This is a genomic window from Pseudomonas sp. MF7453, assembly GCF_016405455.1.
GTDB classification, from domain to species: domain Bacteria; phylum Pseudomonadota; class Gammaproteobacteria; order Pseudomonadales; family Pseudomonadaceae; genus Aquipseudomonas; species Aquipseudomonas paralactis.
This window is the reverse complement of sequence record NZ_JAEKCN010000013.1, coordinates 45564-61850: the sequence shown is the minus strand read 5'-3', so window position 1 is coordinate 61850 and position 16287 is coordinate 45564. Positions and strand designations below refer to the sequence as shown.

The window sequence follows — 16287 nt, the reverse complement described above, 5'->3', positions numbered from 1 at the left end:
TGCCTGCCTGAACAAGCCCGTCATATAGGTTCTACAGCTTCAATGGGAAACGCCATCGCGCTTGAGCACCTTCAAAGCTGTCAAAAAAAGGATTTTCAGATCGAAAAACAAACCCATATTTTTCGCGTAATAGGCATCATAGCCAACCTTAACCGGTATCGGCAACTCGTCCCGTCCGTTCACCTGCGCCCAGCCTGTGAGACCCGGCCGGATGAGATGTACGCCTTGCTCGGTGCGCAAGGCAATAAGATCTGCCTGGTTGAAAAGTGCTGGCCTAGGCCCGACAAAACTCATGTCACCGGCGATGATGCTCCACAACTGAGGCAACTCATCCAGGCTGGACTTTCTCAGAAAATTTCCAATCGGCGTAAGATACTGGGCCGGGTCCTGCAGCAAATGCGTGGCGACCGCTGGGGTTCCCGTGCGCATTGAGCGAAACTTTGGCATCTTGAAGACGGCATTATTCATCCCCACCCGATCGGACCAATAGAGAGCAGGTCCTTTTGACGTCAATTTTACCGCGACGGTGACAAGTACAATCGGGATGAGGAGTATGAGTAATGCAAAAAGGCTCAGTAAAAGATCAAAAAAACGCTTCATGTTGAACACCAACCTCTAAATTCAGAGCTATCGAGTTGAGTATTGAGTAACCATTCTCGCCACTTTGGCGAGGGATTGAGACAATCGCTCGGCGATTGCCCTTTTACGCAAAATACAAGGATGCTCAATAAAGTGCCAGGAAAGTACTGCGGGAATAAGCGCTAGTGGCAAAGCCACCAGGATCATCGCCACTGGCGATATACCCTTCCAGACGTGCGCTAAAATCTCTTGTGTTGGAAAGGCGTAGATATACAGGCCATAAGAATAGTCTCCCAACCGATTAAACTGACGAGCAAACCATTGCGTATTGAAGGCGAACCAGAATACTGTGTAACTCCAGGCCGCCACAAAAGCCTCAACGAAAACAGGCGACGGGTATAAAAAAATCGTCACTAACCAACAGGTGCCGACTATACGATAATCTAGGCGAATATTGAACCTGTATGCATAAAGCAGCATACCTACTACGAATGCGAAACTCCACTGCACCCATGTACGGGTCTGAAAACCGGGACTGATAAGTTCCCCCTGCAGCAAGAATTTAAATGCAAAATAAAATGAAAAGTACACCACAAAAAACACTGTAATTCGGCGTAGCCTTTTCAAAACGCCCAGGATCCCCAGCACCAAAACCAAGGCGTACAGCAAGACTTCATAATACAGCGTCCACAACGACCCATTTATCCCCGGGTATGGATTGTCCTGGAACAAGCCTGGCAACTGAAACTGAATACTCTTCAATTTCAGGTTGGCCGTCACATAGCTATAAACCTCAGGTGAGGAGAAATAATCATGCGCGTTCAGATTTGAAAAAAACGGGCCTATGACACAGGCAGTTAAAACCAGCACCACCAGAAGCGCTGGATACAGCCGTAAAAATCTAGCAACGACAAAATCAACCGCGTTCTTTGATCGCTGATAACTCAGCGATATAAAAAATCCAGAAATGCAAAAAAAGGTAAATACGCCTAATCCTCCGAGCGAGATACCAAGTTGAGCTACCAGCGGTTCGACCTCACCCGCGCCACGTGAAAGCGGATAGGCGTGAGAAACCAAAACAAAAAAAGCCGCAACCATGCGGATAAAATTGAAGTTATTCTGCCGGTCGTTGAGACTCTCTTCTAGATTAGCCATGGGAAATTCCATTTTGCTCATCTTGATAATAACGAGCCGTAATAGCAAAAGCGTCATCAACGCTGACAGGTGGCACCCAGCCCAGAAGTTCTTGCGTATCCGTAATATCTACTTGAAGCGACCCACACAGGCGTTGAAAAAATTCTTTCTTGCCCACCACCGATGCGGCCAGCCCCAAGAGGGACTGCGGGAACGCAAATATACGGGATTTTTTGTTCATCGCCACAGCAAGCTTTTCCAGAATCTGGCCTATGGATAAGTCTTCGCCATCACTGACCAAAAATACGCGATTAACTGCCTTTGGGTGATGAATGCACAAGCAAATCAAATCGATCAGATTATCGATGAACACCAGACTCCGACGATTATTAATTGTACGTAGTGGCAAAGGAAGGCCTTTGTTAACGGTAGCTAACATCTTTTCGAAATTAGCTTTTACACCCGGGCCGTACACCAACACAGGCCTGATGATTACTACGTCCATTGAGGTTTTCCTCGCCAGCCCCATCAATGCCTGCTCGGCCTCAAGCTTGGACACTCCATAGTCGTCAAGCGGTGCGGGGGCATCCGATGGCTTGAAAGCACGGCGGCCGTCGGTCTCCTCACCGTTGACCTTGACAGAGCTGATATAGATAAACCGCTTAACGCCAGCCTGCGCAGCCTGCCGGGCAAGATTGAGCGTGGCATCAACGTTCACCTGTCGAAAGGCCTGCAACGGATTGCTATGCGTTTCGTTCATGATGTGAGCACGGCCCGCGGAGTGGACCACAACCTCCACTCCCTGCAATGCGACACTCCAGTCGTTGTCCTCTGACAGCGATGGGATAATGCAATGCTGAACACCGGGGGGTACAGTGGCGGCATGTTTTCGCGTCACGTTGACAACGGGGTAGTTGGCATTGACCAAGGCTTCAAGCAGGGGGCGCCCTACAAAACCTGTACCGCCGGTTAGAAGAATCTTCGGCATTAGAGAAATAGGGCTGCCACTCAAACCATATGACATGATCAAGCCCTATCGGATGACAGCAGTTGTTTGAATAATTTATCGTATTGAGAAGATACCCCTTCCCAACGATAACGACGAACTGCAACTTCATGCATTTTTTTACTCAGCTCTGCCCGCGCCGCTTCGTCAGCGAATAGCATGGACGCGTGATCTATAAGCGACTCGCTGGAAGCGAAAAACTTGGCACCGTCCTCGGTAGAGGCACGATTGAACGACACATCGAATGCGATGATCGGCAGGCTCAACCACATAGCCTCAACCAGGGACGGGTTGGTTCCACCTGCGCTGTGACCGTGAATATAGATAGTGGCATTGCTGCGCAACGGACTTAGTTCATCACCGTTGTAGATGGGGTCCAGCAGGTGGAGGTTCTCTGCGCCTGCGTATTTATCCTGGAGCGCCTTGCCATATTCACTCTGCTTCCAATTGCCGACGATGACCAGTGGAAGTCCGCTCGTGTGGAAGGCTTCGACAACAATATGGATATTATTTTCAGGTTCAATCCTGCAGACAGAAAACGCATAGGGATTTTGTAGAAACGGATAGCGCGCCCGATCTTCGTCAGTCAACGCACGTGTTTTGGCCTGATCACCACCATAAGCAATAAGGGTACTTTCTCGACCATATTCGCTACGCACATAGTCCTGAAGAACCTGGTTATCAGTGACCACGGCGTCAGAATACTTGACTGCCACAGCCTCCGAAAATTTCAAGAATTTCTTGGCCAGGGGCGACCACTTTGCCCGTTTCCATTCATAGCCATCGATATTGACGACGATCTTTTTCTTCGTCAGCATTTTGATGAATGGTAGTGCAATACAACCGGAAACCCCCAGTATTACCAGCACATCATTTTTTCGATAAGCATGCAACATGCTGACTATGTCATAGGGAATACTTTGTACACCATTGGCCTTCAACGGTACATAAATCAAATCAGCATTGCCGTATTTCTTGGGTTGAGACACATAGGATTTCGAGCTGCAATACACCGAAATCTCGTACTCACGATCCAGGTAGGTCACCAGTTGCTCTGACAGCGTTTCCCACCCACCGTATTGTGCGGGAAGGCCAACCGTACCAATGACTGCAAATTTAAATCCCATCAAACACCCCGAGCACACCACTTTCAAATTGTTCACTTGAGAAACTAAGTGACTTCACCCTCGCCGCTTCAGATAGGCGGTAACAAACATCCGGGTTTTCTTGGAGAAATACCAGTTTGGCAGCAATATCTTCGACTCGATCAGAAGCCATCAAGTACCCCTCAGAGTCTTCGGACACCAGTTCAACGGGCCCTCCTACCGGGGGAACGATGCATGGAATGCCAAATGAAAGCCCCTCAAGAATCGTCAGGCCGAAGGTTTCAACCCATTCAGTCGGCTTCGAAAGGCTGAGTAAAACACTTGCCTTTTGGTAATAAGGCACGACGTCTGCGCAACCGGGGACAATAGTTAGATTGTCGGGAATGACTGTACTCGAAAAAAACTCGGACACCTCATTTTCAGTGGCCCCGAGAATCAGAGTAAATTTAAGGACCGGATGGGCGCTTAACAAACGAGCAATCTTTACAAATTCATTAACACCCTTGTAAGCTTTCAAAGAGCAAATCATCAGCACGCCAAACCTTCCATCTGGCGTGGATTGATAAACATGACGCTCGGCGATGCGGCTCATTTCCGAGGGGATCGCATTATAAACAACACTGCTTGCAATCCTGGAAAAGCCTTCAGTGTTCGCAAGAAAGTGCGATACAAATATATTCACGCTTGAGCACTTCTCAACTATCAAACGCAAAAACACTTTTAAAGGCAATGGCCGTATCGATGTTTCGTGAATATGATAAACAACCTTGACTCCCAGCAGCCTTCCTGCTAATGCCGCACCAAAAGGCAGTAATGTATTAACGTAGAAAACTGCCTCGGACCGCCTGTACTTCAACAATTTAAAAAACAACACCAGTTGCGATAAGCTATAACTAATCAGTGTTAAAAACTTATTATCAAATCGCTTGTAAAAGTAGCGACGCTGGACGCAAGGTGCCGAAGAAAGAAAGCCCGCGCTCCCTTTCCCGCCCAAAAACAACTCGGCCTGGATACCTTTCTTCGATACAGCTTCAATAACCTGCGAGAGAACTTTTGGACTCCCGCTATAGTCATTGAGCAAATGAAAAAATATAATTTTTTTCACTACACATCCTTTTCGCTACGTTCTTTTATTCGCTTCGCAGGGACGCCCGCATAAATTGAGTTTGAGGCGTATCGTCCAGCCTTTAAAACGGCTCCAGCCGCGATCACACAACCATCCTCGAGAAAGACACCATCCAGCACGGTCACTTTGGCGCCAATCCAGCAGTTACTTCCAATATGGATGCCTGTGTTGTTCACCCCTTGAAGACGGATAGGCGTTGCAGGGTCAGCAAAATTATGATTTTCCGAATGGAAGGACACATAGTTACCAATGATCGTGTCATCGCCAATAGTGATACCACCTGCGCAGCCCAAGAAGCTGCCGCTGCCGATGCCAACATTGTTACCGACCGAAAGCCCCTCACCTAATTTGGTCAGACTCCCCGTGCATTCGATAATAACATTTTTCTTCAAGGAAACCCCGCGACCGAAGGTAATACCCTTGACTGCCAACGCGTCGATAAAGCATCCCTCATCAATCACGAGGCCTTCCCCTCCGAAGATCAGTGAGCGTGCCTTTACGGTAACGCGCTTGCCTACTAGGATGACCGAAAGACGCCTGAATTTCATGAAGCCATTTATGACCATAAACGCTTTAGAAAGAACGAAGTCAAAGAGATAACTATCTGGAATTCGCCTATCGAGCTTGATGCCTCGCTTCCTGATTTTCAAAGAAAGAAACTCAACCAATTCTATCAACATTATCTTCTCTCTTTAAAAGATGAAATATATGAACGAAAAAACTCAGCCTCTTTATACGAGACACTTTTCCTCAAGGAAGAAATCAACAAATAAGCCTCCATGATTAGACGAAAAAAGTAATTTTTACGCTCAAAGATCACCCGAAAACCACGAATCATTTCCTGGAACCGAAAAACAGCACGCTCGGCGTTATCGGACGTATGCTCAGAAAGATCATGCTGTAGCGCTGTACCCAACACGTAAAATTGCGGGTAATACGTCTCATACCTCACGAAGAACTCGGTATCCGTAGCATAAAACTTAAGGCGCTCATCAAAGAGTGGCATCATTCGCACATAACAAGCTTTTGTGAATATTACTCCACTGTTGATCGCAAGCTTATTGGCAGAAGAGTTTATGCCACTCTCTACGCTTGGTGACAAGCGACCGAAAAACCAGAAACGCTCACCTGGGCTCACCAGGTTTGCCCCTGAGTAAATCTTTGGCAGAATTACTCCAAATGCATCAGGCGACGACTTCGCTTCAAACTCAATTGCAGTGGCGATCTCGCCAACATAACTCTGCGAGGAATAATCAGTATCATCATCTGAAATCATGAAATGTGTCGCACCGGCCGCAAACGCCTGTGCGGCGACACGATTATAGATATGAGACAACCCTTCATTATTACCTTCCAGCCAAGTCAGCCCTTCCCTGACCAAACGGGGCGAACACTGCGGTGTGTTATTCCACACAAAAAAATCGACTTCAATGCCTTTTTCGCAAAAGTAGCTAGCACACTCCAGCAATGTTGTTATAGCAGCCGAATCCTTATAATGCCGCTTATAAAGAACAATCAATATCGAAAGCTTAGATTTTACGATATTTTGAGTCATACATTACCACCACTATAACCAGCACAAATAGATACAATACGACACTATTGGTGTAAGACTGGAAGAAGAAACTGCTAAGGAAAAATGGGTAGCTGATGACTAGATAGTCAGCGACGCCAGTCATAAACGCGCTGCCTCCTACACGTAACTGCTGCGTCACCGCGACGATCTTGGCGTAAAATAGAATTAAGCCGATCATAATGGTCAGCCCAAGATAGCCCGTGGAGGCCAGGAGATTCAACCACAGCGAATCATACCAGTGTGCCTGACCAGGCCCTATGGCGCCGAAGCCCAGGCCCAGCGGCATAGAGCCCAATGATTCGAGAACCACATACCACTGCCGTACGCGGTCCAAGGCGGACAAATCGTCGGTGTACCCCAAGGCCAGGTAGAGAAATATGGAACTTGTAAACATTACGAAATAGCTGTAACCCAACGCATTAATAAGCATTTTCCGCTTGAACATCTGCAGTACGATCAAGAAGAATACCGCAGACACCATTCCGATAACGGCAGTTCTGACTGAGCCATAACAAATCACCAGCGTTGAAAAAATAACGACCAGCACATACCCGATAAAACTTAAGGTGTACTTTCCTTTCCTGATCGCCTGCACGAGCAGACAACTGGCAAATAGCGCCGTATTCAAAACAAAGGCATTGAATTCAAGGGTACCGGTAAAGAACCCGGACATCCTGGCACTTCCCTCCCTCATAGAGTTGTACGCTTCTAACTCAAAGCCTTTTTCGGTTAGCAGGGGCCAATACCAGAACTGCTCAGCACCAGTGATAGTGAGATATTGATATACGGCATAACCACCACAAATAAGTGTCACGGCCACCAGCGTGGAAAATATCAATCTCAGCTTTACTTCAAGCTCTAAATCCCGACATATCGCATTCACCATCAACGCAAAAATAATAGGCATCGCAAAGGAGCGAAACATGCGAAATGATCCATCGGTAAGCTCACCGCACAGCACATAAAACATGAGGAAAAAAGCAAATATCAGCAACTGTTCTTTATACTTGCGCGGTATTGAATGCTGAGTACCAGCCTGAAAAAACACGATCAGCACTGTCAGCAGTATATAGAACAGTACCGCACCCTCGCGCCAAGCCGCAAAAACAGCAGGCGTATGAAAGGTCAAGATAAGGTAATCCGAAAACAAGAGCAATATTATAAAAAAACGCAGCGCTAGTGCCCTCATGCCTTGTCCGATCCTACGTCTTTCCCGGTTAAACTTTTAATCCTCAAAAGCGCTAACTTGAACACCATCTTAACTTTCTGCACTGTACTCAACTCATGCAATACAGGCAACAAAAAACCTTTATCGAAACTTATCAACTTCGCAATTACCTCTGGGGGAATAGCCGAGGTAATTTTCCCTGTCTGCTCATATGCAGCAACATCCCCCGTCCATGCCACATAACGCTCCATCTCGTTAGCGCATAACACGTCGTCATAAAGACACGCTAAGTAGCGAGACTTAACAGCGTCATAGCCATTCACGGCGTAAACTGACTCAATTACCGCTGGGTCATTGTCACACTGGAGAATGCTCGTCATTAAATCATCTATGTTTTTACTTTTAAGATTGTCCGCAGGTGAATAACCTTGTATCGGCGCGCGAAGACCCACACAACGACGGCCGCTCACGAGCTGCTCTGCAAATGCGGTACCACCGGGCGTTGGATAGCTATCAACGTAAAAATCAGCGCCATCCAAGAGTTTCAGGTAGCTCTCATACGGCACCGACGATAAAATTTGAAAGCGCCGCCGATATCTAAGCTTTAACGGCCACCACCAGATATTGGTGTAGGGATTGGCTCCAACTATCCAGAAAGTGGCGTTTTTAAACTCTGACAAAACCCGGTGAATCGTAGGCCTTGAATCATAGTTTTTGACCGGTTTGAATTTGAAGGGTGACGCCGCGCTAAAAAAGTTCAATGCATCATCTTTCGCAGGCAGGCGATGTGCTTTCTTGACTAAGCGAGTGCTCAACGGGATGCCCAAAAAGGACTTTACCCCTGAAATATTTTTCTTTTTATCCCGCTGCTGACCAAACGTGCTGATTTCGAAATAGACGTCCGCAACAGAACTGCCGTAAGTGAAGACATGATCGGCATGATTCACAAAAAAGATTTTTGCATTCGTCATGCCTTTTAGAATATTGCAGGCAATGACCGTAGTCATGTCGTCCGGATGGATATGCAAAACCACCCTCTTATAGGCTTTCAGACACTCTATAATTTCAGTGACTTTCTGCAATGGCGTACGGAACTGTAAGACAGTGCACTCATTAAAAAAGACACGAGTACGCTCAATCGCAGCGTCATCACTTTGGCGGGTTATCAACAGGTCAGGCTTTTCCGAGTGCATCGTAGCAAGCTGTTCCATCAGCCGGGTATGCCCTCCGATCAAATAAGGCTCGGATATCAGATGAATACAATCTTTCGAAGGTGCGACAATGTCATCTTCATGAACCAAGCTCATGCACCGGTTGGTTAACAAGGCCTCCAGTTCTGGATCATCGTAAACCCCCTTATCAACCGCCCAAAGTATTGCCCCATAGGCCTCGGCCAACTCAATACTCTTATTGATATCTTTTTGCGTTAAAATTAAATCGCGAAGTGAGGGTAGCAAGCGACTCATGGGCAAAAAGACCTCACACAGCATTATTTTGATTTAGCTTTCTATAAATAAGAAAGTACATGACTACCAAGTAAACACCGTAGTTAACTGCGTGAGCCCACGTTACACCAATCGGCCCACCCACCTTTGTCAACACGATCGTAAGCAAATAAAACCCGAACGCAAAAATCACTTCTGTAACGATGTACATCTTAACCATCGCTTTACCCAGCATTAGGTAGGCAAGTATCCAACTAGCGATTTTCAACGTATCGCCCAGCATCTGCCAGGCGAAGAAATCTCTCATCGGGCTGAACGCATCGGTAAACAGTAGCCCGATAATGAAGTCTCTCATGAGGTAAATCACCAAGCCACAGATCATCGCAACTGGCAAAATCAGCTTATAGCCTTGCACGATCTCCTTCCTGATATCCTCTGGATTGACCAGTTCTGACAACTTAGGCAGAAAATACAAGCCCAACGTTGTCGTCACCAACAGCAAATAGGCGGTACTGAGACGCCACATGGCCTCCCAATACCCAGCGGTCTCCCACCCAAATTCCGACCCCAGATAGTTCCGTACCAAAATATGACTGACTGGCACACATGCCGCCGTGGTGAGCGCCATAGCGGTGAACTTTGTCAAGTTTATGGCAATTTGCTTGTCCAATCGGCCGAGCAAATTCGAAAATCGAAACCACGGTGTTCTATAGCACAGCAAACACGTCACAAAGAAGGCAATGGATTGATAGAGCACAAGGGAAATCAATGCACCATAGAGCCCGTATTGTACGACCATGATGATAGTGACCAATAAGGAAAGAAGACTCCCCCCTATATTGGCCAGGATATATCGGCTGATTTCCTTTTTGCCATTGAGAATAGCGAGCAGCAAGGTATTGAAGGAGAAGAACACGACTGTAGCAGCGCACCAGATAAAGACGCTGTACAAAGACTCATCATTAAAACACCACACCGCCAGCGGCTTGCTGAAACAGACAATCAGTATGGATGTTACAACCGAGCCGATTAATGCGATCGTTCCTGCAGTACGCCACACCCGACGCTGTGCGTCCTCGTCGTCTTTATATTCAGCAGTGTATTTGGTCACCCCATTGCTGATAGCGCCGGTCGAAAACGTCGTCACCATTTGCACAGCATTTTGAAACTGGCCTAACGCAGCATACCCGGAAGGCCCTACATAAATGGCGAGCATCTTGTTAATGCCCAGCAACGTGAGCATCTTGATAATGACGGCAATACCGTTGAGAAAGCTCGTTCGAAGCAGCGTCATATCAGGCGTCTACAGAAAAGCTATTGCAGGCCTCAACGACACGCTGAGCCTCAGCGTCGGTCATCACCGGACTGATCGGCAAGCTTAATACTTCCCGGTGAATGCGTTCTGTGATAGGAAATGATTTATTGAAAAAGTCCGACTTCGCATAGGCCTGTTGCTGATGAGGTGGTATTGGGTAATGAATTAATGTTTGAACACCTGACTCAGTCAAATGACGCTGCAGCGCTTCTCGCACCTCGGATCGCACTACAAAAAGATGCCACACGTGCGAGATATGATTCATCACATCAACACTCGTATCCAATGGCAGTTTGATCAAAGGATTCTTTATTCCCGCCATATAAATAGCGGCAACGCGTCGACGCGCCTCGATCTGACCCTGCAAATATTTGAGCTTCACGCTCAACATGGCAGCCTGAATCTCGTCCAGCCGACTGTTTACGCCCTGCACCAGATTCTTGTATTTCTCATGAGAACCATAGTTTCGAAGTGCCTGAATCATATTGACCAGTTCGGCATCACTGGAGGTAATGGCCCCTGCATCTCCCAACGCCCCTAGGTTCTTGCCTGGGTAAAAACTGAATCCGGACGCATCACCCCAGTTGCCCGCACTCTTGCCTGCCACTTGCGCCCCGTGAGCTTGAGCAGAGTCTTCCAGCACCAGCAGGTTCTCACGTTTGGCAATTGCATCGATTGCGGGCATGTCAGCCAACTGCCCATAGAGGTGCACAGGCATGATCAATCGAGTTTTGTCAGTCAACGCTCGTTCTATATTCTTGGGGCACAAATTATAGGTGTCTGCGTCAGGCTCAACCAAAACCGGCGTCAGCTTGTTCTCGGTGATGGCCAGCAATGTGGCAATGTAAGTATTGGCTGGCACTATGACTTCATCGCCATCTTTGAGCTTCCCCAGCTCTTTCCAGGCACGGATGGTCAAGATCAATGCATCCAGACCGTTCGCAACCCCCACCGTGTGGCGGGCACCAGTGTACGCCGTGAACTCTTCCTCGAAGCGCTTGAGGCATTCGCCTTGAATATACCAACCCGAATCAATGACACGTGTCGCAGCTTCAATGAGCTCTTCACGATGAGCCGCGTTCAATGATTTTAAATCGAGAAATGGAATCATCAAAAATACCTGACGTCGGTGCTTCGTTATTAGGTGCATGAAGGCGCAGCGGTTGCTGCGCCCCGCAATCTGTAGCCGCTTGATGGGCCTGCCTTATTTAAGGCTGGCTTTCCAACCCCGGATCGCATCAAGCGTCTTGCTCAATCAAGCGTATCGTTTCACCGCACGCATGAAATCATCGTAATTTCGCAAATAGTCGCCTTCATCGTAATGATTGCTTGCGAATACCAGCAAAACGCAATCTTCACTGAAGTCGTGCATCTCGCGCCAAATCAGTTTCTTGATGTGAATGGCCTTATTCGGGGCATCCAGCCATATCGATTCCTGCGTCACGCCGTCATCGATCAGAATTCTGCATTTGCCTGACAAGCAGATAATGTACTGCTCCAACCTGAAATGCGCGTGCGAGCCTCTGCTGATACCCGCCTTGGTATTGAAAATATAATAGGCTCGCCTGACGTCGAACGGGATATCACGCCCTTGCTCCAGGGCAATCAGGCTGCCACGATCATCGCCAATTACTTGCAACTCACTCGACGTCACATTGCCTGTCAGTACCGAAACAGAAGACACTACTTGCGAGAGCAACGGTGCCTCTTCATCCTTCTGACTGATGATCAACCCTTCAGTCACTGGCCATTGGATGCCAATGGCGGGATCATTCCAGTTGATCGATTGCTCGCAAGCCTTGGAATAGATATCTGTGGTCTTGTAGAGAAACTCAGTATTGTCCTCCAACGCCAAAAAGCCGTGTGCAAACCCCTCTGGGATCCAAAGCATCCGGCCATTTTTTGCGGAGAGCTCAACCCCCAGCCACTGACCAAATGTTTCCGAGCCTTTCCTGATATCCACCGCCACGTCATAGGCGCTACCTGCAGTAACTCGGACCAATTTGCCTTGGGCATGAGGATCACGCTGAAAATGAAGCCCTCTCAAGACGTGCTTTTTTGAGCAGGAGTGATTGTCTTGCACAAATGGGCGCGGAATGGGGTGACCAAACTCGGCGAGTTGTTGGTGGAACAACGGCTCATTGAAACTTTCCATAAACCATCCACGGTCATCCGCGAATACTTTAGGTTCAATAATGACCACACCGGCCAGCTTGGTTTCTATAAACTTCATCAGCTCTTATGCTCAGTCAGAAGGTTCTGCAGGTATTGGCCGTATCCCGTCTTGCTCAAGTGCTGCACTTGGGTCGCCAATTGTTCTGGCGAGATCCAGCCGGCATTGAAAGCGATTTCTTCAAGGCAAGCCACCTTCAAGCCCTGCCGGTGCTCAATGGTGTGCACAAACTGACTCGCCTCCAGCAGTGACTCATGTGTCCCAGTGTCCAGCCAAGCAAAGCCTCGGCCCAACATTTCGACAGTCAAACTTTGTTGTTCAAGATAAACACGGTTCACATCGGTAATTTCAAGCTCACCACGTGAAGAGGGGCGAATGCTTTTAGCGATCTCCACCACTTGGTTATCGTAAAAATACAACCCCGTGACCGCATAGTTCGACTTGGGCTTGGCGGGCTTCTCTTCGATACTGAGTACACGCCCGGTGTGGTCAAACTCAACCACGCCAAAGCGTTCTGGATCTGATACGTGATAGCCAAACACCGTAGCGCCGGACGCCTGCGACATAGCAGATCGGAGATTGTCGGAAAAATGCTGGCCGTAGAAAATATTGTCGCCAAGGATCAGACATACGGGATCTGTGCCGATAAACTCCTCGCCGATGATGAATGCCTGTGCCAATCCATCGGGACTGGGTTGCTCGGCATAACTTAGGTGCACACCGTACTGGCTGCCATCACCCAGCAATTTCCTGAATCCTGGCAGGTCATCGGGCGTCGAGATGATCAAAATTTCACGGATGCCTGCCAGCATCAGCACCGACAGCGGATAAAAAATCATCGGCTTGTCATAAATGGGGAGCATTTGCTTAGACACGCCCAGCGTCAGAGGGTAGAGACGGGTGCCCGCACCTCCGGCAAGAATGATCCCCTTACGCTTCAACATTGTCATATCTAAAACACATCCTTAACGTTCAGATCCCCCACATACGGGCGGAGGCTTACTCGATTATTACCGACAAAATACGACTCATCCCAAGCCACAGCTGACACCATGTCAGAGCAAGCCCTTCCTATACCGACACAGCATTCACGAGCGTCACAAAGAACGTGATGATACAGCGCTCCCCCCCATCAACAAAACGAACAGTGAAAAGTCTTGTAGGGGTGGAGGCCGATCGAATCAATGGCAATATGCCACCTCCTGACGTGATACAGGTCCACGCATACCGGACCAAAAACGTCTTGGAGGACAGCAGGGGCTAAACACAGGGAGATGAGCTGTTATTGAAAAATGAAGGTACCCAGTAAAAGCTAGACCGGGGTCAATAGTGAGCCATGACCTCTACGATCATGGCTTGCCAGGTGCGCGAGGGGCGCAATTACGATATCACCCTCTCGTTCAATGGCTTACCTGCAGCGCCGGCAAGCACAGGCGTGACCTCTTGCTGTTTGGCGCGACGGCCACTGATGATAAAATGCCTGATCAGTGCGGCTAGAACACCCAGGACTCCCCCCACCAAGACCCCAATGGCCAGTATCAATATTTTATTGGGGCTCACAGGCCTGAGTGGCTCAAGCGCTTTGCGATCTATTGTGACCAGCTTCATATTGCTGATATCGAGATTGCCCAAATTTTTCAGGCGTACGACTTCGGCCCTCAAGGGCTCTACCCCCGAAAGAAACAGGTCTTCGTTCTGACGCTGCTTCAACACCTCAATTTCCCGATTGCTCTGCAGCAATTGCAACTCACGAGCAATTTGGGCAATTCGGCCCTCAGTAAAATCATCAGACTTGCGTTGCAATAACGCCGTGCGCTCAGCCGACAGCGCTTCGACGCCCATGAAGTACAGCGGTATCTGCTGGTTATTAATCTCTGTTCGCATCACGCTGCTGCTTTCGCTGGAACCACCCGTTTTTTCACCCAGCGCGGACGGTGTCGTCGGTTTCTCGATGCCAAGAGATTTGGCAATCGCGATTGCCTCGCCCAATTGCGCAATTCGGTCTTGCCGCGCAGTCTTGATCTGCTGGCGCAAGGCTTTCAACTCGTCCTGCAACTGTGCTCGCTTAAGATTATCAGCCTCTTGGAGCGTCGCAATTCGCGCATCCTTGTCTGTCTTGTAGCTGGACCGGGCAGCTTCGATCTTTCCTTCCAGCTCGGTCAGGCGATTTTTTACAATTACCCTCAAATCAGCGGCGATCTGTTCACGCTCGGCATCGATAGCATAATCAACAAATTTGTTAAGCACGCTGACGCCATCGATACCTTTCGGGTAGTTGAGTCCAAGCCCAATGTACGCACTTAATGAATCAGATTTTTTCGGGTCAGGCAGAACCAACTTGAGGGAGTCGCGATTGAAGGCATCAAAGCTTTGTTCAAGCGTGCGCCCTGGTCGCTCGAAAGGCTTGAATAATGCCTGGTTAGCTCTGAAGAAATTGAGTCGGGTCTCATAGGACTCTAACGATGCACCTACTTTGATGAGCGCATCACCTGGCGGCAATTGGTAGACTTCCGACCGATTCAAGGCATCCAGTTCGTTAATGGCCGCAGGACGCAAAACACTACTTACTTGGTATTCAGGTTTCGCAGTGAAGGCATAGACTGCCGCAGCCAGTGTTATCCCCACGGACACAAATAAAACAAGGACTTTCTGCTGCCAAACAGCATGAAAAACTGCGGCAATATCAACTTCGCCAGAGGGAGGTACAGAAGGAACGCGGAAGCTACTACTCACAACAAAAACCTGCCTTCAAAGAGAAACTGCGGGCTCGTTATGCAGACAAAATTGCGTATTTTTTTATTCTAATTGGATGACCGCCAAAACCCAGCGTCTCTGCCAAATTTTGAGCGCACAAAATGCCTGTTATCGAGAACAGATTCCATTCTGCCATCTCTTTGGCATATTACAAGTCTTGACATGTCTGTCGGACGTTTCTGAATTCCCCATGAGAACTGTCGCAACCAGCGGGAATAGGTAGCCAGGCAACTCAAAGCGCTCGACATGACTAGATTTCTGACAAACGGTCTCAAACACCGCCCATTTCCATCACAATGCCAGCTAAGACCACCCCCCTAAACCACCGCCTTACCCCGACGCCTACGCACAACCACCCCCAACACCGGCCCAATCAACATCCCCACAATCAAAGCCACCACCACAAACACCGCCACCGGCATCTGCGCAGTACTCCAGCCCAGGAACGACAGCGCCACGCCCTGCTGGTTCTCCAGCACAAACGCCAAAATCACCAAAGCCGCCAGCACTGCAATCAATACCGCAACAACGCGCTTAACCCCACGCATACCCTTCTCCTTCCCCAAAGACACTCAGACGCCTTCTTCCTCTTCTTCGTTCACCCGATCGCGCAATTCCTTGCCCGGTTTGAAGTGGGGCACGAATTTGCCGTCGAGGCTGACGGATTGGCCGGTTTTTGGGTTGCGGCCTACGCGTGGTGCGCGGTAGTGCAGTGAGAAGCTGCCGAAGCCGCGGATTTCGATGCGATCTCCGGTGGCCAGGCATTGGGACATTTGCTCAAGCATGGTCTTGATAGCCAGCTCCACATCCTTGGATGAGAGCAGCCCTTGATGGGTGACAATTCGTTCGATCAACTCCGACTTCGTCATATTTTTCCCTTCTTTTTCAAGCAGCTAGGAAAAGCG

The 16287-nt window shown here is 48.6% G+C and carries 16 protein-coding genes and 1 pseudogene; all 17 read right to left on the bottom strand.

Annotated elements, in window-relative coordinates; translation table 11 throughout:
• Nucleotides 1–39: 39 nt before the first annotated feature.
• The gene (locus JFT63_RS20290) at nucleotides 40–600 is read right to left on the bottom strand and encodes a sugar transferase (RefSeq protein WP_198708489.1); all 561 of its coding nucleotides are present in this window, start codon (nucleotides 598–600) and stop codon (nucleotides 40–42) included.
• 27 nt (nucleotides 601–627) lie between these two features.
• The gene (locus tag JFT63_RS20285; RefSeq protein ID WP_198844617.1) at nucleotides 628–1734 is read right to left on the bottom strand and encodes an acyltransferase family protein; all 1107 of its coding nucleotides are present in this window, start codon (nucleotides 1732–1734) and stop codon (nucleotides 628–630) included.
• Nucleotides 1727–2737 carry a UDP-glucose 4-epimerase family protein gene (locus tag JFT63_RS20280; RefSeq protein ID WP_233102363.1) on the bottom strand — a complete coding sequence of 337 codons (1011 nt, stop codon included), beginning with the start codon at nucleotides 2735–2737 and terminating at the stop codon, nucleotides 1727–1729. Before JFT63_RS20280 ends, JFT63_RS20285 begins: the two co-directional genes overlap by 8 nt.
• Nucleotides 2738–2739: 2 nt before the next feature.
• Nucleotides 2740–3846, bottom strand: a complete 1107-nt coding sequence (locus tag JFT63_RS20275) for a DUF1972 domain-containing protein (RefSeq protein WP_198844616.1) — start codon at nucleotides 3844–3846, stop codon at nucleotides 2740–2742.
• A complete protein-coding gene (locus JFT63_RS29975; RefSeq protein ID WP_198844615.1) occupies nucleotides 3836–4930 on the bottom strand; it encodes a glycosyltransferase family 4 protein in 1095 nt (364 codons plus the stop codon). The genes JFT63_RS20275 and JFT63_RS29975 overlap by 11 nt, the downstream gene beginning before the upstream one ends.
• Nucleotides 4930–5631, bottom strand: a complete 702-nt coding sequence (locus tag JFT63_RS20265) for an acyltransferase (RefSeq protein ID WP_186562356.1) — start codon at nucleotides 5629–5631, stop codon at nucleotides 4930–4932. The genes JFT63_RS29975 and JFT63_RS20265 overlap by 1 nt, the downstream gene beginning before the upstream one ends.
• The gene (locus JFT63_RS20260; RefSeq protein ID WP_186562358.1) at nucleotides 5631–6506 is read right to left on the bottom strand and encodes a hypothetical protein; all 876 of its coding nucleotides are present in this window, start codon (nucleotides 6504–6506) and stop codon (nucleotides 5631–5633) included. The genes JFT63_RS20265 and JFT63_RS20260 overlap by 1 nt, the downstream gene beginning before the upstream one ends.
• Nucleotides 6481–7656: a hypothetical protein gene (locus JFT63_RS20255; protein ID WP_186562360.1), complete on the bottom strand. Its 1176-nt coding sequence runs from the start codon at nucleotides 7654–7656 to the stop codon at nucleotides 6481–6483. Before JFT63_RS20255 ends, JFT63_RS20260 begins: the two co-directional genes overlap by 26 nt.
• A 56-nt stretch (nucleotides 7657–7712) precedes the next feature.
• Nucleotides 7713–9161, bottom strand: a complete 1449-nt coding sequence (locus JFT63_RS20250; RefSeq protein WP_198844614.1) for a hypothetical protein — start codon at nucleotides 9159–9161, stop codon at nucleotides 7713–7715.
• A 13-nt stretch (nucleotides 9162–9174) separates the two neighbouring features.
• A complete protein-coding gene (locus JFT63_RS20245) occupies nucleotides 9175–10434 on the bottom strand; it encodes an O-antigen translocase (RefSeq protein ID WP_133633414.1) in 1260 nt (419 codons plus the stop codon).
• 1 nt (nucleotide 10435) lies between these two features.
• Nucleotides 10436–11566 (bottom strand): DegT/DnrJ/EryC1/StrS family aminotransferase, encoded by a 1131-nt coding sequence (locus JFT63_RS20240; protein WP_186562364.1) that lies wholly within the window; start codon nucleotides 11564–11566, stop codon nucleotides 10436–10438.
• Nucleotides 11567–11710: 144 nt separating this feature from the next.
• Nucleotides 11711–12109 carry a sugar 3,4-ketoisomerase gene (locus tag JFT63_RS29710; protein ID WP_169718276.1) on the bottom strand — a complete coding sequence of 133 codons (399 nt, stop codon included), beginning with the start codon at nucleotides 12107–12109 and terminating at the stop codon, nucleotides 11711–11713.
• Nucleotides 12110–12142: 33 nt separating this feature from the next.
• A pseudogene (gene rfbC, locus JFT63_RS29705) lies at nucleotides 12143–12688 on the bottom strand (dTDP-4-dehydrorhamnose 3,5-epimerase); the annotation flags it as partial.
• Nucleotides 12688–13578, bottom strand: a complete 891-nt coding sequence (gene rfbA, locus JFT63_RS20230; RefSeq protein ID WP_186562368.1) for a glucose-1-phosphate thymidylyltransferase RfbA — start codon at nucleotides 13576–13578, stop codon at nucleotides 12688–12690. The pseudogene rfbC and the gene rfbA, both read right to left, overlap by 1 nt.
• 430 nt (nucleotides 13579–14008) lie before the next feature.
• Entirely contained in the window at nucleotides 14009–15361 is a 1353-nt protein-coding gene (locus JFT63_RS20225) for a Wzz/FepE/Etk N-terminal domain-containing protein (protein WP_186562370.1), read from the bottom strand.
• A 338-nt stretch (nucleotides 15362–15699) separates the two neighbouring features.
• The gene (locus JFT63_RS20220; RefSeq protein ID WP_198844613.1) at nucleotides 15700–15930 is read right to left on the bottom strand and encodes a lipopolysaccharide assembly protein LapA domain-containing protein; all 231 of its coding nucleotides are present in this window, start codon (nucleotides 15928–15930) and stop codon (nucleotides 15700–15702) included.
• Between the two features lie 24 nt (nucleotides 15931–15954).
• Nucleotides 15955–16251, bottom strand: coding sequence for an integration host factor subunit beta (gene ihfB / locus JFT63_RS20215; protein WP_003189779.1), 297 nt, complete (start codon nucleotides 16249–16251; stop codon nucleotides 15955–15957).
• Nucleotides 16252–16287 lie beyond the last annotated feature (36 nt).